General features: G+C 37.6%; 16 protein-coding genes and 2 pseudogenes. 14 read left to right on the top strand and 4 right to left on the bottom strand.

Annotation, left to right across the window (positions count from 1 at the left end):
* Positions 1-328: 328 nt before the first annotated feature.
* From HNQ69_RS01820 to HNQ69_RS01810, 3 genes are read right to left on the bottom strand one after another with little or no spacing between them, the layout of a single operon-like run.
* On the bottom strand, positions 329-1990 hold the full coding sequence (locus HNQ69_RS01820; protein WP_183228389.1) for an electron transfer flavoprotein-ubiquinone oxidoreductase: 1662 nt from the start codon (positions 1988-1990) through the stop codon (positions 329-331).
* 3 nt (positions 1991-1993) lie between these two features.
* On the bottom strand, positions 1994-2914 hold the full coding sequence (locus HNQ69_RS01815) for an electron transfer flavoprotein subunit alpha/FixB family protein (protein ID WP_183228388.1): 921 nt from the start codon (positions 2912-2914) through the stop codon (positions 1994-1996).
* A 53-nt stretch (positions 2915-2967) separates the two neighbouring features.
* Positions 2968-3714 carry an electron transfer flavoprotein subunit beta/FixA family protein gene (locus HNQ69_RS01810; RefSeq protein WP_183228387.1) on the bottom strand — a complete coding sequence of 249 codons (747 nt, stop codon included), beginning with the start codon at positions 3712-3714 and terminating at the stop codon, positions 2968-2970.
* A gap of 610 nt (positions 3715-4324) precedes the next feature.
* Between HNQ69_RS01810 and HNQ69_RS01805 the strand changes: the two genes are divergently transcribed.
* The 3 genes from HNQ69_RS01805 to HNQ69_RS01795 all read left to right on the top strand — a co-directional run bounded on the left by HNQ69_RS01805 (position 4325) and on the right by HNQ69_RS01795 (position 7056).
* Positions 4325-5122, top strand: a complete 798-nt coding sequence (locus tag HNQ69_RS01805; RefSeq protein WP_183228386.1) for a hypothetical protein — start codon at positions 4325-4327, stop codon at positions 5120-5122.
* Positions 5123-5323: 201 nt separating this feature from the next.
* Positions 5324-6244 (top strand): TSUP family transporter, encoded by a 921-nt coding sequence (locus HNQ69_RS01800; protein WP_183228385.1) that lies wholly within the window; start codon positions 5324-5326, stop codon positions 6242-6244.
* A 2-nt stretch (positions 6245-6246) separates the two neighbouring features.
* The gene (locus HNQ69_RS01795; RefSeq protein ID WP_183228384.1) at positions 6247-7056 is read left to right on the top strand and encodes a TIGR02186 family protein; all 810 of its coding nucleotides are present in this window, start codon (positions 6247-6249) and stop codon (positions 7054-7056) included.
* 16 nt (positions 7057-7072) lie between these two features.
* On the opposite strand, the gene HNQ69_RS01790 is transcribed toward HNQ69_RS01795, so the two are convergent.
* Positions 7073-7336 (bottom strand): DUF6460 domain-containing protein, encoded by a 264-nt coding sequence (locus tag HNQ69_RS01790; RefSeq protein WP_183228383.1) that lies wholly within the window; start codon positions 7334-7336, stop codon positions 7073-7075.
* Between the two features lie 736 nt (positions 7337-8072).
* Between HNQ69_RS01790 and HNQ69_RS01785 the strand changes: the two genes are divergently transcribed.
* The 11 genes and pseudogenes from HNQ69_RS01785 to HNQ69_RS01740 all read left to right on the top strand — a co-directional run bounded on the left by HNQ69_RS01785 (position 8073) and on the right by HNQ69_RS01740 (position 21604).
* Positions 8073-8243, top strand: a complete 171-nt coding sequence (locus HNQ69_RS01785; protein ID WP_183228382.1) for a hypothetical protein — start codon at positions 8073-8075, stop codon at positions 8241-8243.
* A gap of 295 nt (positions 8244-8538) precedes the next feature.
* A pseudogene (locus HNQ69_RS01780) lies at positions 8539-10170 on the top strand (ABC transporter substrate-binding protein).
* Between the two features lie 214 nt (positions 10171-10384).
* Positions 10385-10582 (top strand): annotated as a pseudogene (locus HNQ69_RS08205) (ABC transporter substrate-binding protein); the annotation flags it as partial.
* Between the two features lie 11 nt (positions 10583-10593).
* Positions 10594-12024: an exodeoxyribonuclease VII large subunit gene (gene xseA, locus HNQ69_RS01775; RefSeq protein WP_183228381.1), complete on the top strand. Its 1431-nt coding sequence runs from the start codon at positions 10594-10596 to the stop codon at positions 12022-12024.
* Entirely contained in the window at positions 12002-12628 is a 627-nt protein-coding gene (locus HNQ69_RS01770; RefSeq protein WP_183228380.1) for a DNA-3-methyladenine glycosylase I, read from the top strand. Before xseA ends, HNQ69_RS01770 begins: the two co-directional genes overlap by 23 nt.
* Positions 12629-14251: 1623 nt before the next feature.
* Positions 14252-15877 (top strand): ABC transporter substrate-binding protein, encoded by a 1626-nt coding sequence (locus HNQ69_RS01765; protein WP_183228379.1) that lies wholly within the window; start codon positions 14252-14254, stop codon positions 15875-15877.
* 346 nt (positions 15878-16223) lie between these two features.
* On the top strand, positions 16224-17840 hold the full coding sequence (locus tag HNQ69_RS01760; protein ID WP_183228378.1) for an ABC transporter substrate-binding protein: 1617 nt from the start codon (positions 16224-16226) through the stop codon (positions 17838-17840).
* Between the two features lie 111 nt (positions 17841-17951).
* On the top strand, positions 17952-19025 hold the full coding sequence (locus HNQ69_RS01755) for an ABC transporter permease (protein ID WP_183228377.1): 1074 nt from the start codon (positions 17952-17954) through the stop codon (positions 19023-19025).
* A 2-nt stretch (positions 19026-19027) separates the two neighbouring features.
* The gene (locus tag HNQ69_RS01750) at positions 19028-19957 is read left to right on the top strand and encodes an ABC transporter permease (protein ID WP_183228376.1); all 930 of its coding nucleotides are present in this window, start codon (positions 19028-19030) and stop codon (positions 19955-19957) included.
* Entirely contained in the window at positions 19950-20825 is an 876-nt protein-coding gene (locus HNQ69_RS01745; RefSeq protein WP_183228375.1) for an ABC transporter ATP-binding protein, read from the top strand. The genes HNQ69_RS01750 and HNQ69_RS01745 overlap by 8 nt, the downstream gene beginning before the upstream one ends.
* Positions 20822-21604: an ABC transporter ATP-binding protein gene (locus HNQ69_RS01740; protein ID WP_183228374.1), complete on the top strand. Its 783-nt coding sequence runs from the start codon at positions 20822-20824 to the stop codon at positions 21602-21604. The genes HNQ69_RS01745 and HNQ69_RS01740 overlap by 4 nt, the downstream gene beginning before the upstream one ends.
* Positions 21605-22072 lie beyond the last annotated feature (468 nt).

Raw genomic sequence — 22072 nt, 5'->3', positions numbered from 1 at the left:
GGAATGAAGAATGAGTACCTATCGAAATAGAGTGGTTCTTCATTGCTTTGCAGGCAGATTTAATTGATACTTTGGTTGTTTTTTTGATGTCGTAGGTTTTACAATATATACAGTTTGAAGTGCATATAAGATAAGGTTCGTGATCATTTGCTTTAGCGATCCGTAGACACTGGCAAGACAATAGCGTGTGGAAAGTCCTCTATAAATTGCATATTCAGAGTTTTTGTGTTCTAGTGAGGATATTTTTAAATGGCAAAGCTGATTTTTCATGATGTATATGAGAATGCATGAGATATTAGAAAGATAGTTTTTAGTGGAATGAATAATGTTACATATTGAGATAAAGTGGTCCTTCATTGCCTTGCGGACAGGTCCAATTGATATTTTGGTTAGGATCTTTAATATCGCAGGTTTTACAATGTATGCAATTTGAAGCGTTGATAACATAAGTTTTGTGATCATTATGGTCTAGCCATTCGTAAACAGCGGCAGGACAATAGCGTGTGGAAGGTCCTCCATAAATTGCATATTCAGAGTCTTTTTGTTTTTCTAATGAAGCTATTCTTAAATGACATGGTTGGTTTTCTTCATGGTGGGTATTGGAAAGTGCAACACTGGAAAGGCGATCAAAGGTTACAACACCATCTGGTTTTGGATAAGCGATGGGTTGAAAATTTTCTACTGGTTCAAGGCATGCATAATCTGCTTTTCCATGGGAGAGTGTTTTAAATAAGGAAAATCCAAATAGCTGCTGCCACCATATATCAAAGCCGGCAAGCTTAATCCCGTATTTTGTGCCATATCTCGCCCAGAGTGGTTTGGCATTACGCACTGTATAAAGGTCTTTGCCAATGGGACCTTTCCGCCAATGTTCTTCGATTTCTTTGACTTCATCATGGGAACGACCTTGTGCAAGAGCTATAGCGATTTTATCCGCTGCTAATATGCCAGATAAAATGGCATTGTGTGATCCTTTGATACGAGGAACATTGACAAAACCGGCAGAACAGCCAATAAGCGCTCCACCAGGAAAGGTGAGTTTTGGTACAGATTGCCAACCACCTTGGCTGATGACACGTGCGCCATAGGAAAGGCGTCTTGCACCTTTTAAGATTTCATAGAGTTTGGGATGTGTTTTAAAATGTTGAAATTCTTCAAAGGGAGAGAGATAAGGATTTTTGTAATCTAAGTGTACAACAAAACCAACAGAAATTAAATTGTTTTCCTGATGATAAAGAAAACCTCCACCGCCGGTATCATTGTCTAAGGGCCAACCAGTGAAATGCTGAACTAAACCAGGTTTGTGTTTTTGGGGTTTAATTTCCCAGAGCTCTTTAAGACCGAGTCCAAACTTTTGTGGTTCACGGTTTTTGCTAAGATCGAATTTCTGTATCAGCTGTTTTGCAAGGGAGCCACGTGCTCCTTCTGCAATCAGAGTATATTTTGCCAATAAAGCTATACCAGGGATATAATTTTTCCCAGGGGTTCCATCTTTTTTAAGACCCATATCACCTGTAAGAACACCAATGATGGCTCCACTGTCGTTTTGGATGGTTTCCGATATGGCAAAACCAGGGTAGATTTCAACGCCGAGCGCTTCGGCTTTTTGGCTTAGCCAACGGCAAACACTCCCAAGTGAAACGATATAGCATCCGTCATTTGATAAAATTTTGGGGCGAAAAACATTGGGAAATACTGTGGCGTGTTTTGGCTTTAGAAAAAAAAACTGATCACTGGTAACAGGTGTTTTGAAGGGATGGTCGTGTTCATTCCTCCATTCCGGCAAGAGTGTATCAATGCCGATAGGGTCAACAACTGCACCAGAGAGAATATGTGCACCGACTTCAGTGCCTTTTTCAACGATTGTGACAGAAAGTTCCGGGTTAATCTGTTTTAAACGAATTGCAGCGGAAAGTCCTGCGGGACCGGCTCCGACAATTACTATGTCAAATTCCATAGTTTCACGTTGGTGATGCAGGGGTGCATTCATGGTTTATAAAGCTTTCTCCAGCTCTGGAATGATTTGATGAAGGTCACCTATAAGGGCATAATCAGCAATTTGCATAATGGGGGCTTCTTTATCTTTATTAATGGCTACAATAATTTGTGCATCCATTATACCGGCTAAGTGCTGAATTGCACCGGAAATACCAACGGCGATATAGAGTTCAGGGGCAACGACTTTGCCTGTTTGTCCTATTTGCCAATCATTAGGGGCATAGCCAGCATCAACTGCTGCGCGGCTAGCACCTAAAGCTGCTTTTAGCTTGTTTGCGAGGGGAAGAAGGAGTGCCATAAATTGTTCTTGTGAACCAAGACCACGTCCACCTGATATAATAACACGGGCTGAAGTAAGGTCAGGACGATCGCTTGTGTTGGTTTCTGCTTTTATGAAAGAAGAAAGGTTTGGGTTGGGTGCTGGTGTTATTGTTTTAATGGGAGCAGGGTTATTTTGAAAGCGGACTGGTGTGAAAGAAGCTGTACGAACTGTTATAACCTTTTGACGATCATTGGTGCGTACAGTTTCAATTGCATTGCCTGCATAAATTGGTCGTTTGAAGGTATCGGGTGCAAGAACAGCGATAATGTCTGAAATTTGCATAACATCAAGAAGAGCAGCTACGCGTGGCATTATATTTTTACCTATGCTGGTAGATGCAGCCATGATCACATCATAATCATTTGCATATTTAACAATCGTATTTGCTATGGGTTCTGCTAGGTGATGTGCTAAATAATCAGCTTCAGCAACAAGAACCTGTCGGACGCCAGCGTACTTGGCATTTTTTTCAGCAGCCGCTTGAACTTCTGTTCCACAAACTAAAATATCAATATCATCACTGATTGCGCGAGCTGCGGTGAGTGCTTTTGCGGTTTCTTCTATATTATGTTCGGCTAATAAAAGAATTGCCATAAGTTTTTACCCTTTATATACAGTGTTGTTTTTGATCCATTGACTGTTAAATATTAAATACGATTTGTTTGTTTTAGTGCATTGACCAGTTCTGCTACATTGTTCACTTTGACACCGCATTGACGCGGCTTTGGCTCTTCAACACTAAGAATTGTTAAGCGCGCTTGCGTCTCTACACTAAGATCAGCAAGTGCTTTTTGTTCAATGGGCTTCTTTCTTGCTTTCATAATATTAGGAAGAGAAGTATAACGTGGTTCATTTAACCGGAGATCAGCAGTCATAACTATGGGAAGGGGGAGACGAATAGTTTGTGTGCCATTGTCTACCTCACGGGTGACAGTCGCATGATTGTTTTCTATATCTAAGTGCGAAGCAAAAGTCGCTTGTCCCCAACCAAGAAGGGCAGCTAACATTTGTCCGGTTTGATTGCTCTCATCATCAATAGCTTGTTTTCCTAGAAAGACCATATCTGGTTTTTCTTCGTCAACAATGACCTTGAGAACTTTAGCAACTGCTAAAGGTTCGAGGGTCTCCTCAGTTGCAACAAGGAGTGCGCGATCAGCTCCCATTGCAAGTCCTGTTCGCAAGGTTTCTTGTGCTGCTTGTGGTCCAATTGAAACAAGAATAACTTCTGAAATTTTGCCGGCTTCTTTTTGGCGGACTGCTTCTTCTACGGCGATTTCGTCAAAAGGGTTCATAGACATTTTCACATGAGACAGATCAACGCCTGTGTTATCAGCTTTGACGCGTATCTTGATGTTATAATCAACAACACGTTTGACAGCGACAATTATCTTCATGATGCTCCTCTTTAGGTTACACGATCACAAGTTTATAGTAATAACTATAAGAAACCAAATTATTTAGAATGGAATTTCACGTATAATTGGTTTTCTTATTATATAAGCTTTCTTAAGTTTGCTTATATTTTTTTAGCATTGTTGCGCATTTCTCTTTTGTTTTTTGTGTGTTTTCATAATTGCCACTTTCGCTTGAATCAAAAGTAAAAAAAATAATAAGCATTCATTTCCAGTGAATGCGTTTGTTATAGTTTGTAAAACAGTTTTAAAAGATCTTAGAATAAAAGGGATGCAGAATGGTAAATGATATCAGAATAGCAAAATGAATATATCTTTTTTAGTTCTGCATGTATAGTTTATAATGGATCAAGAGCTATCTAATGGAATGGCAAAAAAGTAAAATGGGAAAATGGTTTTTCAATGCAAATTTTGAGAGCAGAAAACTCGAATATTACTCTTTTAAATATTTCTAAATATTTCTGACAAAAATTTTTGAAAGTTTTTAAACCTCTATTTACTAAAATAGAGCACACTTCCCAATTATTTGTACTATTCTTTGCAGAAAATTAATAAAGCGTGGCATTTGTCAATATTATGAGGGGTAGCGTTTTTGAATAGCAAGAGTCATACCACAAAGCATGTTGAGCAAGACAACCCTTCTTTTTTTGTTGTTGAACAAAAAGAGAGGATGGATACGCCTACTGAAGTAACGATGTCGGACATTGCTAAAAAATTACGCTCTGTTTATGCACAAATGCAGAGGAAGCATTCATCTCGTCCTTTGACGTTACAAAGTTCTGTGGAAGAGAGTTTCAAATCTTACTTGGATGATATTAGTCGGGCAATTTTGGTTGAGCACTATATACGCTGCCAAAAAGAAAAAAAGCTTTTTGAGTATTTAGAGCAGATTAAAATGCTTGTTCAGAGTTTACATAGCGAAAAGAAAAGCCTAGAAGAAGCAATGGTAACCCAGCGTATGTCGCGTATGTCTTATTCAAAAACATCAAATTCTGTTGTGCAGAAGCTTGCTTATATGGCATGTGAGAAGAATCAAGAACGCTCGTCGCTCCAAGAGGTGCCAAACTTTTCAGGACAAAGCAGCATAACGTCAAGCCAAAAAAATGTTAAAAACATTTTACAACAAGAGAATAAAAGCGCTTTGTCAAGTGATGCTATGAAATCTTCTTCAAAAAAGGCTGAAGAGTTTGTGGGGTACCATGCAGCAAAAGAAAGATGCTCTGATGTTCAAGAACCTGATCATTGCATTGAGAATGATCACTCTCTTTCTTTAAATGCAAAATCTCAGGAGACTTTCTTTTTTTTACGTTCTTCTGTTAAAAAATTTCTTCGGTATCTTTTAATCATTGTATTTATTGCAATGATAACGTTATGTTTTATGGCTTTTTAAGAGGAGTTCGTTTTTTTTTAATTTTTGATGTGTGCTTAAGTTATAAGAAGTGTGTTGAACATTCGTAACTTTGTAAAAGCATGGGGTGCATCTCAATTTGTCCTTTTAAGCATGTAACAAAGATTATTAAACAAAGAGAATTATGAGACAGAGGTTCTCGAATTATCTGAAAAACTTTAAATTATCTTGAAGGTTCTGTAAGTGAGTATTTATTTGCCAATTGCTGAGATGTCGCTCAACATGCTGATCTTGATTGGTATGGGTGTTGTTGCTGGTTTTTTTTCCGGTCTTTTCGGCATTGGTGGTGGTTTTCTCATTACGCCTTTACTGATTTTCTATAATATTCCTCCTGCTATTGCTGTTGGAACAGGAGCAAATCAGATGATTGCATCATCTGTAACTGGAGCGATTACACATTTTAGAAGACGCACTCTGGATATCAAACTTGGACTTCTTTTAGCGGTTGGAGGGGGGATTGGCTCTTCCATTGGGATTCAGATTTTTTCTGTTCTGAAAAAACTGGGCCAATTAGATTTGATGATTTCGCTTCTGTATGTGATTCTTCTTGGGAGCGTGGGGAGTTTGATGATTATTGAAAGTTGGTGCGATATGATGCGCCAACGCAAGGTACAAAAAGTTAATGTTCGTCTTACTGGTAGGCATAACTGGATCCATCGCTTACCATTTAAAATGCGTTTTCGGACATCAATGATATATGTCAGCATTATTCCAGTTTTAGGGATTGGTCTCATTGTTGGGTTGTTGTCTTCTATTATGGGAATTGGTGGCGGATTCTTTATGATACCAGCACTGATTTATCTTCTGCGTGTCCCAACCAGTGTGGTGATTGGAACTTCACTTTTTCAGATTACATTTGTATCCTCTTTTACCACAATTTTGCAAAGTGTGAGTAATCAATCAGTTGATATTGTTTTGGCTTTTTTGCTAATGCTTGGGGGAAGTATTGGTGCACAGTATGGAACACGGGCTGGGCGAAAGTTAAAGGCTGAACAGTTGCGTATGGCGCTTGCATTTTTGGTGTTAATTGTATGTATGCGTCTTGCTTTTAAATTATTTATACGCCCTGATAATCTTTTCTCCCTAGATATTATGATGAGATAAAAATGGGTAGATTGTTTTCTTTGTGCATCATTACAGGCTGCTTTTATGTCGTTTCTTTTTCTGTGTGGGCACATGTTGGTGCGAAAGCTGCATTGATTGATAAAATTGATCATGAAACTATTCAAATTATCGTAACAACAAGTACAATTACGGTTGATGCACATTTTGATGGTCGTGATCTTTATATTGCTGGTGTTTTAGAAAATATCGATCCGTTATATTCTCAACAGGGGCGTTACGATATTATTGTTAGCTTGGAGGGAGAATCCCGGCCGATGGTTATGCGAGAAAAAAAACGCAGTGCTGGAGTTTGGATTAACGCAGATGCCCTCATTTTTAAAAATGTTCCTCTCTTTTATTCTATGGTCACAACGCGTGAGATTGATGATATTACAAGCGTTGAAGATTATAAACGCTTGGGGTTGGGGTTATCCTATTTGTTGCTGCAGACAGATGAACAAGATCAGGATAAAATACAAACCTTTCGTGATGAACTTATAAAACTGCAAAAAGCCAAAAGTCTTTATAATGAGGAAGTGGGTGGCGTTCGTTTTGGTTCTAGCACACTTTTTACAGCACATTTTCGTTTGCCGGCAAATACGCCTGTTGGGCATTATCAGGCCCGTGCTTATCTTTTTCGCGATGGGCAGTTTATTGATAGTGCGACAAAAACTCTTGAAATCGTTAAAGCACATATTGCTTATACAATCTTTCATGCAGCGCATAAACGTAGCCTCTTATATGGTATTGTTGCGGTGATTGTGGCTGTTAGTACAGGCTTTCTATGTCGTTTGATGTTTCGAAAAGATTAGCAAAACACTGAGAAATTTATTTTTTACCCAAAATGCGTAAAAAAAGAAAAATAGGTACGACAATGATGGCGCCCATCATGGTCATATGGAAGAGATTTGTAAGAGTTATAAATCCTGTTTCCCAGAGAGATTTTAGAAATTCTATTATTGTTTGCACGAGATTTCGAGGTGTCCAACCAAGAAAACGCATCACAATGCCAACAAGAAATGAAAGGATGAGCAACTTTAGAGCAACACGTCCTAATGTCCCTCCAAGAAACGCATGAAAAGAATTGGACATATTTTTCCTTTTTTTCATTTTGGTGTATTTTAAAGTATATTGCGCTTCAATTGCATAATAGAATGATCTTCTTGTTATAAAGAAGAAATCAGGTTTCTTTTGTTATTTTTTCTTACTTCTCTTTCGAGCTTCCCGCCTTGGAATACTGGTGTAACCTCTGTGCTGGTTTCTGAAATACGTTCATGTTCAGTGGGCATTTTTCGAAGTATTTTCATAGTATTCCTTTCATTAATTTGGTGGATAATTTTTAAGTTTTTGGCAGTTTGTGGAGGAATTTTATAAGGTTTCGACGTTCTGTATGATGATAAAAGTTTTTCAACACGTCTAAAGTTCCATAACATATAATATGTTGTGTATAGAGAGTTATGTCAAGACATTCTATTGTAGAGAGACAATTCATTCCGATAAAGATACAAGCGTATGGGGATTAAGATTGGCTATTTCAACCTCAGTGAATTGAAAAAATGATAAATTTATTTGTTTAAAAAACAGCAGAAACAAATGTAGTAGAGCATCTAAGATCATCTATAAAAAATTAATATGTTGTCTATAGAGTATGATTTTAAGACATTCTATATTGAATGCTTTTGAAAAGGCAGAAACATTTAAAATGGATTATTGAAGGAAAGTTTTGTTATATGCATGGAGCTTAGGTTATTACAATGCTCAGGGTCATGCAATCTTTTTTTAAAAGATGATAAGGTGCAGTTGGGGCCTGGTATCGGGGGGTAGAATTATGGAAAAATTGAAATTTTCTCTTAAAGAAGGAATGGGCGTGATCGCTGTAAGTAGATTTACGACTTATGCGGAGTCATTGAAATATCAAATTGTCATTGAGGGTTCTAAAGCGACAGGGGAGTATTTTGACGAAACTTCTAGAAAATCACAGGAAGAAGTTTGCCGATGAAGGGCTATTTATTGAAACAAAGAAGAAGCTTTTTACCTTATATGACCCAAATTATAGGCATTATAACACCATCAACAAGTGAAGTTATTCGTGATATCCTCACCGTAGAGCGGATCGTTTTCCATTGCATAGTTTGATTTGGCTTATAGGGATTCAGGGAGAAGCAAGAGGATAGGAAAGAGCTTCTGCTATGAGAAGTTTTCATGCATTGCCACTTTAGGAGAAAGCGTTCCAAAACTTAGTTTTATTCTTGTTGTATGGGGCATCGATACACTAACCTTTAAAAGAAAAATCTATGAACATGAAAAGAAAAATATTGAAAAGGAGCAGTTCTTTTATTTCTACTCTGATTACACTGTGGGGATGCTTGTGCAACAAGTTTCCGCAAAACGCCAGTCGATACCCTGGTGATGGCTTGGAATCTCGATGCAATAAGTACATTTGATCCTGCGCAAATCAATGCCCCTTATGGTAATGAAGTTTTTGTCAATGTTTGTGATAATTTAGTTGAACCAGCTAAAGATAATGCAGCTAAATTTGTTCCCTCTTTAGCAAAGAGTTGGGATGTTTTCAGTGACGATTAGAGTACGGTAATTACTTTTCATTTGCGTGATGATTTGAAGTTCAATGATGGTCGGCCTGCTAATACCAATGATCTTGTTTGGAGTATGAATCGGGTTGTGACGTTAAAGATGGCCACTGCGGCGACATTTAATGAATATGGTATCACCGAACAAAATGTTGATGATGCTTTTCAAGCACCAGATGAGAAAACGGTAGTGATGAAATTTGATAAACCTTAGCCTGCAACGCTTCTTCTTAGCCATTTTGCCACTAGTCGTACTCTTGCCTTGCTCGATCGTAAGACAATTATGAAACATGAACAAGATGGTGATATGGGAAACCGGTATTTAGCAAGGCATTCTGCTTGTGTTGGTCCTTATCAGTTAAGTAGCTGGCGTTCTGGAGAAGCACTTTTGTTGCGTGCAAGTTCCAATTATTGGGGGAAAGCACCTCAATTGAAGAAGATTTTAATTCGCCATGTTGCGGAGCCAGGAACGCAACGTTTATTGTTGCAAAAGCATGATATTGATGTTGCACGTAATTTGACGCCTGAGGATCTAAAAGATCTCCAAGCAACAACAGATATTAAAGTCAAAAGAGTGTTAGAGCCATCCATGATGTATTGGGGGTTCAATGTGACAAATCCAATTTTTGCTAATGAAAAAGTGTGTTTAGCGATGCGCTATCTTATTGATTATGAAGGACTTAGTAGGACCCTTCTCAAAGATGTTGGTGTTCCACGTGCAAGCTTTATTCCTCTTGGGAATCTTGGAGCTTTAGATGAAAAAGAAGGACAACCCTTTGAACTTGATATTCAAAAAGCGAAGCAGCTTTTAACGGAAGCAGGTTATCCGGAAGGTTTTGAGGCCAGTATTTTTGCAGGAGCATCTCCTTATCCTTTTGCTTTGCCCATTGCTCAGTCTCTCCAAGACAATGCAAAAAAGTGGGGGTGCGCTTTAAAATTGAACGTTTTGTAGGGACGCAGTTGTTTTCAAAACTTTCAGCACGTGCGTTTGATACGATTTTTTTCGGATGGAATAATGACTCTGCGGATCTTCATACTATGGCTTCACGCCTTATTTACATCCCTGATAATCGGTTTGAGGCTAAAAACACAGGTTATCCCAGTTGGTGCCATGGTTATTTGGATCAAGATATGAATCAAAAGGTTCAGGATGCGTTTTTTGAAAAAGATTCACAAAAACGGGCGCAAATGTATGCTGATTTGCAGCGTGAATTTATGCAGAAAGGACCTTATGCTTTTATCTATCAGACATATCACACCATAGCTATGACCCCTGATGTCAAAAAATGGGTTTGGAATAGCGCACCACGTATTTTTTATAGTGTCATTGAAAAATAAGTAGATTTCAGTGTTGTAAAATACAACAAGAGCGTGACCATGATACATTCAACGTTTTGTATATGTTTAAGAACTTTGCAAAACGTTGAAGTTCATCTGTAATAGACTACTCTGTTGTGTATAGAAGGTCATTTAAGATATTCTCTTTTAGAGAGATTCTACCTTATTAGATGTATTCAAGTGGATGTTAAGATTGAATATTTTAACTGCAGTTGATACAATTTTTATAAAAGAGAATAATGACTCTGTGGATCTCTATACAATGGCTTCACGTCTTGTTTATAATTGTAAGAATCGGTTTGAAGCTGAAACTACAACCTATACTAGTTGGTGCTATGGGTGTTTGGATGAAAGTATAACTCAAAAGTTAAATGATGTGTTGTTTCAAAAGGATCCATGGAAACGAGCACAAAGAATTGAAAAATGGCGAATTTGTTTGGTGAAAAGATAAGTACAACGAATGTAGCAGAATTTAGTGTTTCTGAAATAGCAGGAGCTTTAAAGCGGGTTGTTGAAGAGAAGTTTGGTTATGTGCGGGTGCGTGGGGAGATATCAGGTTACCGCGGTGCTCATGCTTCGGGTCATGCTTACTTTGCTTTAAAAGATGATAAGGCACGGTTGGAGGCTGTTATTTGGCGCGGATTCATGGAAAAGCTCAAATTTCCTCCTGAAGAAGGGATGGAAGTGGTTGCTGTCGGTAAACTGACAACTTATCCGGGCTCATCAAAATATCAAATTGTTATTGAAGCGCTTGAACCGACGGGGGTTGGTGCTTTGATGACACTTCTCGAAAATCGTAAGAGAAAACTTGCCGATGAAGGTTTATTTGACGAAGCCAAGAAGAAACCTTTACCCTATATGCCTCGAATTATAGGTGTTGTAACATCACCAACAGGCGCTGTCATTCGTGATATTATTCATCGTATATCAGATCGTTTTCCGTTACATATTTTGGTTTGGCCTGTTCGTGTTCAGGGAGAAACAAGTGGGCGAGAAGTGGCTGCTGCTATTGAAGGTTTTAATGCGCTTCCTTTCGGAGGAATTGTTCCAAAACCTGATCTTATTATTGTTGCAAGGGGAGGAGGCAGTTTAGAAGATTTGTGGGGGTTTAATGATGAAGCCGTTGTTCGTGCTGTCTATGCATCTACCCTTCCAGTTATCTCTGCTGTTGGGCATGAAACGGATTGGACTTTGATGGATTATGTTGCTGATTGGCGTGCTCCAACTCCTACAGGAGCAGCAGAGAAGGCTGTTCCTGTCAAGCTTGATCTCGAAGTGTATGTGGCGTCTCTTAGTGCACGTTTGCACAAGGGACTAGCCCGTTATTTTGATTTTTATCAACAAAAATTGCGCGCTACTTTACGAGGGCTTCCGACTGTCGATCAACTCTTCGCTCTACCACGGCGTAGTTTTGATGAAATTTCAAGTCGATTACAGCGTGCTCTTTATGTTAGCTGCGATAAAAAACGTTCTTATTTTCAGGTGGTTGGTGTCCGTCTTGCGTCGCGTTTGCTGAATACTGAAAAAGCGCGACGCAATACAAAGGAATATACTGCGCGTCTTCATCGTGCCTTTGTGCGCAATGTAGAAAAACGACGCGCTGAGATAGAGGTTGCATTTAGACTTTTAAAAAGTACGTCCTATCAGAGTATTTTAGAGCGTGGTTTTATTTTAGCTTTTGGGCAAGAGAATAAGCCCATTAAACGGTTGGTGCAGTTTCCTAAAACGAGGCAAATAAATTTACGCTTTTTTGATGGTGAAATTCGTGTTTCAGCGCATGATGGTGTTCTCAATAGATCTTCAAACTTGAAACGGTTAAAGTCAAAGCAAGATGATCAAGGAACACTCTTTTAATATGGTAAATGTGATGCTCGGTGAAGGACTTCTCATGGGGGTGGATGGAAAAGTTCGTTGTTCCTGGGCAGGAACTGATCCACTTTATTGTGCTTATCATGATAATGAATGGGGAAAACCTGTTTTTGAAGATCACCGTTTATTTGAAAAAATTTGTCTTGAAGGCTTTCAGGCAGGACTTTCTTGGATCATGATTTTAAGAAAAATCTCATCTTTTCGAAATGCCTTTGATCATTTTGATTTTGAAAAAATTACGCATTATGATGAAGTAAAGGTGCAAATGTTGATGCAGAATAAAGGCATTATTCGTCATCAAGGGAAAATTCGATCGGTGCTTAATAATGCATTGAGAGCAAAGGAGATTATAACAGAATGGGGGAGTTTATTTCACTATTTTTGGTCTTTTCAACCACCACAATCGGAGCGTTATAAAAATGTAGATTTTCAGACGCTGTTGGCTAATCCTATAACACCTGCTTCTCTTCGTTTGTCTAAAGACTTAAAGAAACGGGGTTGGACATTTGTTGGTCCTACTATTTGTTACGCCTTTATGCAGGCCACCGGAATAGTAAATGATCATCTTGAAGGGTGTTCTTTTCGATAAATTAGAAAAACTTTCTCTGATATTTGGTATTATTTTTAAAAATACAAATAAGTAAGAGAGGGGGGCAAAAGAGGATATACTCTTGTTAAAGGGGATTATTAAAAGCTTATTCGTTCTTATAGGCTATAAAGAAGATATTTTTTAGGTGCTTTGAAAGTGTGGGCTTTACATTACAATTTCTGTCGGTAGATCAGGTCATATCAATAAATAATTCCTCGAGAGAGTGGTTTATGAGGATCACTCAATTATAATTTTTCGTATGAAAGTAAAGAATTAAATACATTGTTTGAGACATGTTTACATCATTCAGACAGATCAGAATAGGTTCTCTTAAAACCTTAGTTAATATTATTTAACGACTGATTTTCGGACAAAAAAACAATAAAAACTTTTAGCAGGTTGATTATGATGAATCTAAATAACAGCAAAAAAAGCCATTTTTATAGCAAGGTGATGATAAGGTGCCTTATTATTTAAAAACGGCAATGCTTTTATGAAACGTTTTGTTAGGATTTTTTTTGTGATCGTTTACTTTAAATAATATTGCTGCTTGTATTAGCTGGTAAGTTATTCTTTGAGAAAGCAGTTTTTATATACTAATTCCAATTGTTGTGAGGGGGTAAACTCAAATAGACTCTAATCTGCTGCATCAATAGTGCAGTGTTTCCTGTTGGCAAAAATGTACTTTATCTAAGATGCAATTTATTGTTCGAATTATTGTTCGAAATTTTAGCGGATTTCAAAGTGGCTGTAAATTTAAAAGTGGGAAGAGTTTTTTGTTGGTTATGTCTTAGGAGTTTAATGTAATGTGTTCTCTTTTTGCTAAAGGAAAAAGCAATAGTTTTGCTGTGCGTTTTTTATTAGTTATAGTGGATTAAAAAATTGGTATTTAAAGCTATCTTACATTTCTATTTGATTTTTTTAGATATTTTTGATGCCTCAGCTGAGGAAGAGAAGCCTACTTTAAAGTTTAATATTCAAAAAGCGAAGCAGTCTTTAATTTATCCTTCTTCTTTAAGTGAATTTATGGCAGTCTTTTTTTTAAAAAAAATAGTTTTTTTGTCTCTTAAACGTTGCTCAATTTTTTCAAGGGACTTGTGCAAAAGGAGAATATACACTTTACACACTATACCTTGGAAAATATAAGTTTTTTAGAAAGCTTATAGGTATATTAATAAACCTTTAAAGAAGGATGAAATAATTAATTAGCAGATTTCTCTATGATATTCTCAACTATTTTTATCGTTCCAAACATTCGTTTAAGTTTAAAGAATTTTCTATTCGGGTTTGTGGGAAGGGGGTTGTAAGATCAAGAAGGAATTTTCAGTTTTAGGGATAAAAGATTTTTAAATACTGGTTTAGAGATATGCCAATTTGTAAGTGATTATATGATAATGATTTTATGTTTCAAAATATTAAAGATATAATTATTGTTTTTATAGTCAAAAGTAAGTTTAACAAAGGGGCATGTGTTTTTATAGCTTATTAAACGGTGGGTCAAAGCAGAGAGCAGCAATAATCTTATAAATAGCTGTTTATATTATGTTGTTTTGGTTTTTGTTATCGTCAGGGTAAATGCATCTGATAACGGGATTTATACGATACAATTTTGGAGAGAAGTTTATGAATATGAAGAAAAAAATCTTAAAAGGCAGCACTTCTTTTGTTTCTGCTGTTATTGCACTGGGGATGTTTGTGCAACAAACTTCAGCCAAAACACCTGCCGATACTCTGGTGATGGCTTGGAATCTTGATGCAATAAGTACATTTGATCCTGCGCAAATCAATGATGTTTACGGAGCTGAAGTTATTGACAATGTTTGTGATAATTTGGTCAGTGCTGCTACAGATGATGCTACTAAAATAGTTCCTTCTTTAGCAAAGAGTTGGGATGTTTTCAGTGACGATCAGAGTACGGTAATTACTTTTCATTTGCGCGATGATTTGAAGTTTAATGATGGTCGGCCTGCTAATGCTAATGATGTTGTTTGGGGTATGAAACGGGTTGTTAAACTGAAGATGGCCAATGCGGCATTATTTAATGAATATGGGATCACAGAACAAAATGTTGATGACGCTTTTCAAGCACCGAATGAGAAGACGGTGGTGATGAAATTTGATAAGCCTTATCCAGCAGAGCTTATTCTTAACAATATTGTTGCTAGTCGTGCTACTGCCTTGCTTGATCGTGAGACGATTATGAAACACGAACAAGATGGTGATATGGGAAACCGGTATTTGGCGAGCCATTCTGCTTGTGTTGGTCCTTATCAGATAAGTAGCTGGCGTTCTGGAGAAGCACTTTTGTTGCGTGCAAGTTCCAATTATTGGGGGAAAGCACCTCAATTGAAGAAGATTTTAATTCGCCATGTTGCGGAGCCAGGAACGCAACGTTTATTGTTGCAAAAGCATGATATTGATGTTGCACGTAATTTGACGCCTGAGGATTTAAAAGATCTCCAAGCAACAACAGATATTAAAGTCGAAAGAGTGTTGGAGCCATCCATGATGTATTGGGGGTTCAATATGACAAACCCAATTTTTGCCAATGAAAAAGTGCGTTTGGCGATGCGCTATCTTATTGATTATGAAGGACTTTGGAAGACCCTTCTCAAAGGTGTTGGTATTCCGCGTGCAAGCTTTATTCCTCTTGGGAATCTTGGAGCTTTAGATGAAAAAGAAGGACAACCCTTTAAGCTTGATCTTCAAAAAGCGAAGCAGCTTTTAACGGAGGCAGGTTATCCCGATGGATTTGAGGCAAATTTTTTGGTGGGGACAGCTTCTTATGCTTTGCCCATTGCTCAGACTATCCAAAATAATGCAGAAAAAGTAGGGGTGCGCTTTAAAATTGAACGTTTAGCAGGCACACAGTTATTTTCAAAAGTTTACGCACGTGCTTTTGATACGACTTTTATAGGATGGAATAATGATTCTGCAGATCCCCACACAATGGCTTCACGTCTTATTTACAACCCTGATAATCGGTTTGAGGCTAAAAATACAGCTTATCCGAGTTGGCAACATGGGTATTTGGATAAAAGCATGAATCAAAAGGTAGAGGATGCGTTGTTTCAAAAAGATCCGCGGAAACGGGCACAAATATATGCTGATTTGCAACGTGAACTGATGCAAAAAGGACCTTATGCTTTCATTTTTCAGAAATATGGTGTTGTCGCTGTGACCTCTGATGTCAAAAAATGGGTTTGGAATAGTGCACCACGTATTTTTTATAGTGCAATTGAAAAATAAATGCGTATTTAAGTGCTGAAAATATAATAAAGAGCATGTTCATAACGTAAATTATGGTCATGATGTAAATCATAAAAATATCCACCTGCAAGAGTGGTTTTGAAGCCATTTTGGAGTGTGAGATTGTAGAGGGGGATATTAAAGTGCAGTTAGGTACAGTTTATAGGGAAACAGGGCTGGTAAGCATGGAAAATAATATTTCTGGTGATATTTGTTCACTGTGGTACGGGGGGAACTGTACCTCAATTGGTATTGATATTTGAGGGGCTGTCTTATAGAGATTAGATAGGAAAGTTAGTGTATTGTGCTCCACTGTTGTGAGATAAACGCAAAAGGAAGGAATCAAATGAGGAAAAAAGGAATATTGAAAAACTTTTGTATTTTATTCGGAACAATTGGGTGTTTGAATGTCTCTATACCATTAGCACTGAGTGCATCATCTAAAGATATATTAGTAATGGCGTGGAATATTGATTCAATTAGCAGTTTTGATCCAGCACAATCGGTTGAGGTTGTAACAAGTGAATTATTAACGAATATTTGCAGTGCGTTAGTGCAGTATGATCAGAATGATCCTACGAAAGTTCGTCCTGCTATGGCTCAGTCTTGGGATGTTTTAGATGGTGGAAAAAGAATAGTTTTTCATCTTCGTGATGATTTAAAGTTTAATGATGGACGGAAGGCGACAGCGCAAGATCTCGCGTGGTCAATGCAAAGGATTGTTAAATTAGGCTTGAGCTATGCTCAATTTTTGATGAACTATGGATTTACTAAAAACAACGTCGAAACAAATATTCAGGCCCTTGACGATAAAACTTTACAACTGAAATTGGATAAGCCTTATCCTATCCAACTTATATTGACTGTAATTGGACAGTCCTATGCTTCTGCTTTGCTTGATCGGCAAACACTTGAAGCCAATAGTGTTGATGGAGATATGGGCAATAAATATTTAGCTACGCATTCGGCTTGCGTTGGTCCTTATAAATTGAAGCGCTGGAGTCCAGGGGAAAAAGTTGTATTACAGGCTACACAGCATTATTGGGGGGATATGCCTAAAATTAAGCAGATTGTTGTACAACATGTAGCTGAATCGGCAAGTCAGAGACTGCTTTTGGAAAAAGGTGATGTGGATATAGCACGTGATCTCTCTTCAGAGGATGTTTTGGATATTGAAAAACAAGGGGGGCCAGTCAAAATTAGCCGTGTTTTGCGACCGCAGTCTATCTATTTATCGTTGAATAACAAAAATGTGATTTTTGCTAATGAAAAAGTAAGATTGGCACTTCGTTATTTGATTGATTACGAGAGCCTGGGAAAAACTGTTTTAAAGGGTATTGCAATTCCACGTGCAAGTTATATGCCATTGGGTGTTCCTGGGGCTTTGGATGAAGAAGAGGGATTGCCGTTTAAGTTAAATTTAGAAAAGGCAAAGCAATTAATAAGTGAAGCTGGTTATCCTGATGGTTTTAAGGCTAATCTTTTAGTTGGAAGCCTTACCTATATGTCGTCTGTGGCACAGTCTATTCAAGAAAATGCACGCAAAATTGGTATTGAGCTTACAATTGAAAAGATGGCACAAGCTCAATTGTTGAGTCGCGTTCGTAGTGGAAATTATGATACTGCTATTATGGGGTGGGGGAGTGCTGATCCTGATGGACATCCCGCTTCATTAAATCATGTTTTTAATCCTGATCCAACATTTACAAAAAAGCACAATACGTATTTAGCTTGGCGTGCTGGTTATTATGATGAAAATGTCAATAAAATGGTGATGGATACGTTGTTTGAGCAAGATCAAAATAAACGTATTGCACAGTATCGTGCTTTACAGCATTATGTGCTTGAGCACGGTCCTATGGTTTATTTATTTCAGACGTATTATACCGTTGGAATGGGACCAGAAGTAAAAAAATGGGTTTGGAATAGTTTTAGGCTTTACTACAATGAGACGGAAAAATGAAAGTGAGTATATTACGAAGAAAGATCGTAAGAGCTCTTGATTAGGGTTTCCCGAATTGTATGAAAAAGATATTAGCTTTATGTTTCGTAGGCTATGGAGGGGATTATTTTAATGGGTTTACCATTTTCAGAATCTGAAAGAGCAGTATCACAGAAGAAAAAAAATCTGTTGGGATGGGACTTTTTTTTCAAGGGATTGAAGCTGTTTATTTCAGTTTTTATGACGTTAATTGGTTTGGTGACCATCACTTTTTTTATTGGTCATCTTCTTCCTTTAGATCCCGTTCTTGCTATTCTTGGTGATAACATCAGTCAGGAAGCTTATGACGCAATGTTTTATAAGTTGGGTCTTGATAAACCATTGATTGTCCAGTATTGGAATTATCTCCACAATATATTTTTATTTGATTTTGGAGATGCTTTAACCTCAGGGCGTCCTGTCTTAACCGATATTATGTTTGTATTTCCTGCAACGTTAGAGCTTGCGACAGTTGCTATTGTTATTGGCACGAGTTTTGGTATTCCGTTGGGTGTCTTTGCAGCAATGTACCGCGATTCATTTATTGATTATTTTGTCCGTATTTTTACACTTTTGAGTTATTCAACACCGACTTTTTGGCTTGGGTTAATGGCATTACTGCTATTTTACGCTAAATTGGGTTGGATTGGTGGTCCAGGACGTCTTGATTTTATTTACGAATATTCTTTTGAACCTCGAACAGGATTTTTTCTTTGGGATACTGCTAAACAGGGGCAGTGGGAGGCTTTTGGCAATGTTTTTGGCCATATTATTATGCCAGCTTTAATTTTAGCTTTCGGTGCTATGGCTTATATTAGTCGTATGACTCGCGGGTTTATGATTGAACAATTAAATCAAGAGTATATCATTACTGCACGTGTGAAGGGGTTATCGTGGGCGCGAACGGTTTGGGGGCATGCTTTTCGCAACGCTGTTGTTCAGATTATCACTATTGTCGCGCTTTCTTATGCTTTTTTGTTAGAAGGTGCTGTATTAACAGAGACAGTGTTTGCTTGGCCTGGTTTTGGACGTTACTTAACCAATGCTCTTTTGGCAGGTGATATGAATGCAGTTGTGGGATGCACTTTGCTGGTAGGGTTTCTCTTTGTCACCATTAATTTATTTTCTGATTTGCTTTATCGCATCTTTGATCCAAGGACACGCTGAATATGACAACAATTAATCATAATAAATCGCAATCGTCATTTTCTTTAACTCGTTGGTTAAATGAATCTGTTCCGCGGTCGATAGTGCAAGCAAACATACAAAGAATTTATCACGCATCAATCAAATTTACGCGTAATCTTTCGGCTGTAGTTGGTCTGATTATTATTTTTGTTATTATCTTATGTGCAATTTTTGCTCCTTGGATTGCTACCCATGATTTTGTTAGCAATGATCTTGCTCATCGATTGCAGCCACCATCTATGTTACATTATTTTGGGACAGATGAATTGGGGCGTGACATTTTTAGTCGCCTCGTTTTTGGTGCGCGCATTACTCTTTATATTGTTTTTCTCACCACAATTATTGTGGGGCCTATAGGGTTGGTCATTGGGACTGTCTCTGGCTATATAGGGGGGTGGGTTGATACCGTTCTCATGCGCGTTGTTGATGTTTTTCTTGCTTTTCCAAGTTTGATTTTAGCACTTGCTTTTGCAGCAGCTTTAGGACCAGGTATTGAAAATGCATCCATTGCAATCTCAATTGCAGCATGGCCGCCGATAGCACGTTTAGCGCGTGCTGAAACTTTGACTATACGTTCATCTGATTATGTCTCAGCAGTTCGTTTGCAAGGTGCATCTACTTGGCGGATTATTTTGTTTCATGTTGCACCGATGTGTATTCCTTCAGTGGTTGTACGGTTAACATTGGCTATGTCTGGAATCATTTTAACGGCTGCTGGTCTTGGTTTTTTGGGGTTAGGGGCTCAACTCCCAAGCCCTGAATGGGGAGCGATGCTTTCAACAGGTCGTGAATTTATGATGACAAGTTGGTGGTTAGCGGCAATACCGGGTTGTGCAATACTTTTTACCAGTCTTGGCTTCAATCTTTTGGGTGATGGGCTTCGTGATATATTGGATCCACGCAATGGCTAAAAAATTATTAGAGATAGAAGATTTACGTATTTCTTTTCCTACAATGCGTGGTATTTCAGAAGTTGTGCGTGGCGTTAACTTATCTGTTGGAACAGAAAAGATTGGAATTGTTGGCGAATCTGGATCTGGAAAATCAATGACTGGGCGTGCGATACTAAAATTGAGTCCAAGAGCAGCAACTGTCAAAGCTAAAAAAATGTGCTTTGATGGGATCGATTTATTGGCTGCGAATGAATCTCAGATGCGAAATATTCGGGGTAAGCGAATTTCAATGATTTTACAGGATCCAAAATATTCACTTAATCCATTAATACGGATTGGTGAACAGATTATAGAGGCTTACCGTATTCATTACCGTGTTTCAAAAGCCGATGCACGCGAAAGGACAATTTCGATGTTGGAATCTGTTCATATTCGTAATCCTGAACATGTGATGCGATTATTTCCTCATGAAGTATCAGGTGGCATGGGACAGCGTGTGATGATTGCGATGATGCTCATTCCTAAACCTGATTTAATTATTGCCGATGAGCCAACTTCTGCACTCGATATTACAGTAAGGCGCCAAGTCTTATCAGTATTGGATGAACTTGTAACAAAAGCTGGAACAGGGCTTATTTTCATTAGTCATGATTTGAATATGATTGCTGATTTTTGTGATCGTGTTTTGGTTATGTATGCAGGTCGTGTACTAGAAGAGTTGCCTGCGTCTAATTTGTCTTGTGCTTGTCATCCCTATACTAAGGCTCTGCTAGCCAGTTTGCCACGGCTTGATCATCCTGTTGATGTTTTGGCTGTTCCTGAACGTGATCCTGATTGGCTGCATAATCCTACGATTGTTAATGGTGTTGAAGGAGTTTCCCCATGATCAATTGTGAGAATATTATTGATGTTTCTAATTTATCTGTAACCTTTGGGCATAGGCACAAGGCAGTAACGGTTGTTAAAAATGTCAACTTTCATATTAAACGTGGTGAAGCCTATGGTTTGATTGGTGAATCAGGATGTGGAAAATCAACCATTCTAAATACATTGATTGGGCTTATTTCAGACCATAGTGGATGTTTCGTTTTTGATGGAGAAGAAGTAGGAGAAAAAAGAAATAAGGATTTCTTACGTCGGATTCAAATAGTTTTTCAAGATCCTTACGCTTCGCTTCATCCAAGAAAAATGGTCTACACTGTTCTTTCTGAATCTCTCAAAATCCATGGTATGGATAATTCAAAAGAGCGGGTGTATGATGTTTTAAATTTCGTTGGTTTAGATTCTTCATTTCTTTACCGTTATCCGCATGAATTATCTGGAGGACAACGCCAGCGTATTGCTCTTGCACGGGCTTTAATTGTTGAACCTGAAGTTTTATTGCTTGATGAGCCGACATCTGCATTGGATGTTTCAGTACAGGCTGAAATTTTAAACTTGTTGAAATCGTTGCGAGAAGAAAAGAAGCTTACTTATTTGATGGTATCCCACGATCTTGCCGTTGTTGCGCACATCTGTGAACGTGTTGGAATTATGCATAAAGGGATTATTCTTGAGGAGCTCAGCAATGATGATTTACGCAATTTACGTGCACAACATAATTATACAAAGATGTTTTTTGAAGCAAGTATTGAACCTATTGTGCATAGAGAAAAAAGAGTATGAGAGATTTTACAGAAAAGAAATGGTTTCTTTTGCTGCAATGTAGAGTTCTTTCATTTTTTATTTTTATCTTAATATTAAAGATTTTTTGATTATATTATACGCATTAATGTGTAATATTGTAAATATAATTCATATATTATTTTACTTTTAATAATATTAATTATAAAATTATTTATAATTCTATTTATAGATGTGAATAAATATTTTGCAGTAATAATATAACTCAAAAAAATTGAATTTTCTATGGAATATGTTTTATTTTTACTGTGTTTGGTTTTTTGCTATTTTATGTTTTCTGATCTTATTTCTCTAAAAATGCTGTGCTCTGTTTCTTGAAAGAAGCGGAGAGTAAGGATTTTTACAGTCGTAAATAACAGTTATTGAAATTTTTTAGTTATTTTCTGTTATAAAGAGAGGACTTTTTAGAAAAAGACATTTGGATTTATAAATTGAAAAGGCAACCTATTC

The sequence above is a fragment of the Bartonella callosciuri genome, assembly GCF_014203215.1.
Classification (GTDB): Bacteria; Pseudomonadota; Alphaproteobacteria; order Rhizobiales; family Rhizobiaceae; genus Bartonella; species Bartonella callosciuri.
This window is presented reverse-complemented; position numbering and strand designations above follow the sequence as displayed.

What these genes read in the sequence shown, in the direction of transcription:
- HNQ69_RS01745 (WP_183228375.1), top strand. Translation starts at nt 19,950, where the DNA reads ATGGCTAAAAAATTATTAGAGATAGAAGATTTACGTATTTCTTTTCCT.
- HNQ69_RS01790 (WP_183228383.1), bottom strand. Translation starts at nt 7,336, where the DNA reads ATGTCCAATTCTTTTCATGCGTTTCTTGGAGGGACATTAGGACGTGTT.
- xseA (WP_183228381.1), top strand. Translation starts at nt 10,594, where the DNA reads ATGGCGAATTTGTTTGGTGAAAAGATAAGTACAACGAATGTAGCAGAA.
- HNQ69_RS01785 (WP_183228382.1), top strand. Translation starts at nt 8,073, where the DNA reads ATGGAAAAATTGAAATTTTCTCTTAAAGAAGGAATGGGCGTGATCGCT.
- HNQ69_RS01765 (WP_183228379.1), top strand. Translation starts at nt 14,252, where the DNA reads ATGAATATGAAGAAAAAAATCTTAAAAGGCAGCACTTCTTTTGTTTCT.
- HNQ69_RS01795 (WP_183228384.1), top strand. Translation starts at nt 6,247, where the DNA reads ATGGGTAGATTGTTTTCTTTGTGCATCATTACAGGCTGCTTTTATGTC.
- HNQ69_RS01760 (WP_183228378.1), top strand. Translation starts at nt 16,224, where the DNA reads ATGAGGAAAAAAGGAATATTGAAAAACTTTTGTATTTTATTCGGAACA.
- HNQ69_RS01755 (WP_183228377.1), top strand. Translation starts at nt 17,952, where the DNA reads ATGGGTTTACCATTTTCAGAATCTGAAAGAGCAGTATCACAGAAGAAA.
- HNQ69_RS01770 (WP_183228380.1), top strand. Translation starts at nt 12,002, where the DNA reads ATGATCAAGGAACACTCTTTTAATATGGTAAATGTGATGCTCGGTGAA.
- HNQ69_RS01740 (WP_183228374.1), top strand. Translation starts at nt 20,822, where the DNA reads ATGATCAATTGTGAGAATATTATTGATGTTTCTAATTTATCTGTAACC.
- HNQ69_RS01820 (WP_183228389.1), bottom strand. Translation starts at nt 1,990, where the DNA reads ATGAATGCACCCCTGCATCACCAACGTGAAACTATGGAATTTGACATA.
- HNQ69_RS01815 (WP_183228388.1), bottom strand. Translation starts at nt 2,914, where the DNA reads ATGGCAATTCTTTTATTAGCCGAACATAATATAGAAGAAACCGCAAAA.
- HNQ69_RS01810 (WP_183228387.1), bottom strand. Translation starts at nt 3,714, where the DNA reads ATGAAGATAATTGTCGCTGTCAAACGTGTTGTTGATTATAACATCAAG.
- HNQ69_RS01750 (WP_183228376.1), top strand. Translation starts at nt 19,028, where the DNA reads ATGACAACAATTAATCATAATAAATCGCAATCGTCATTTTCTTTAACT.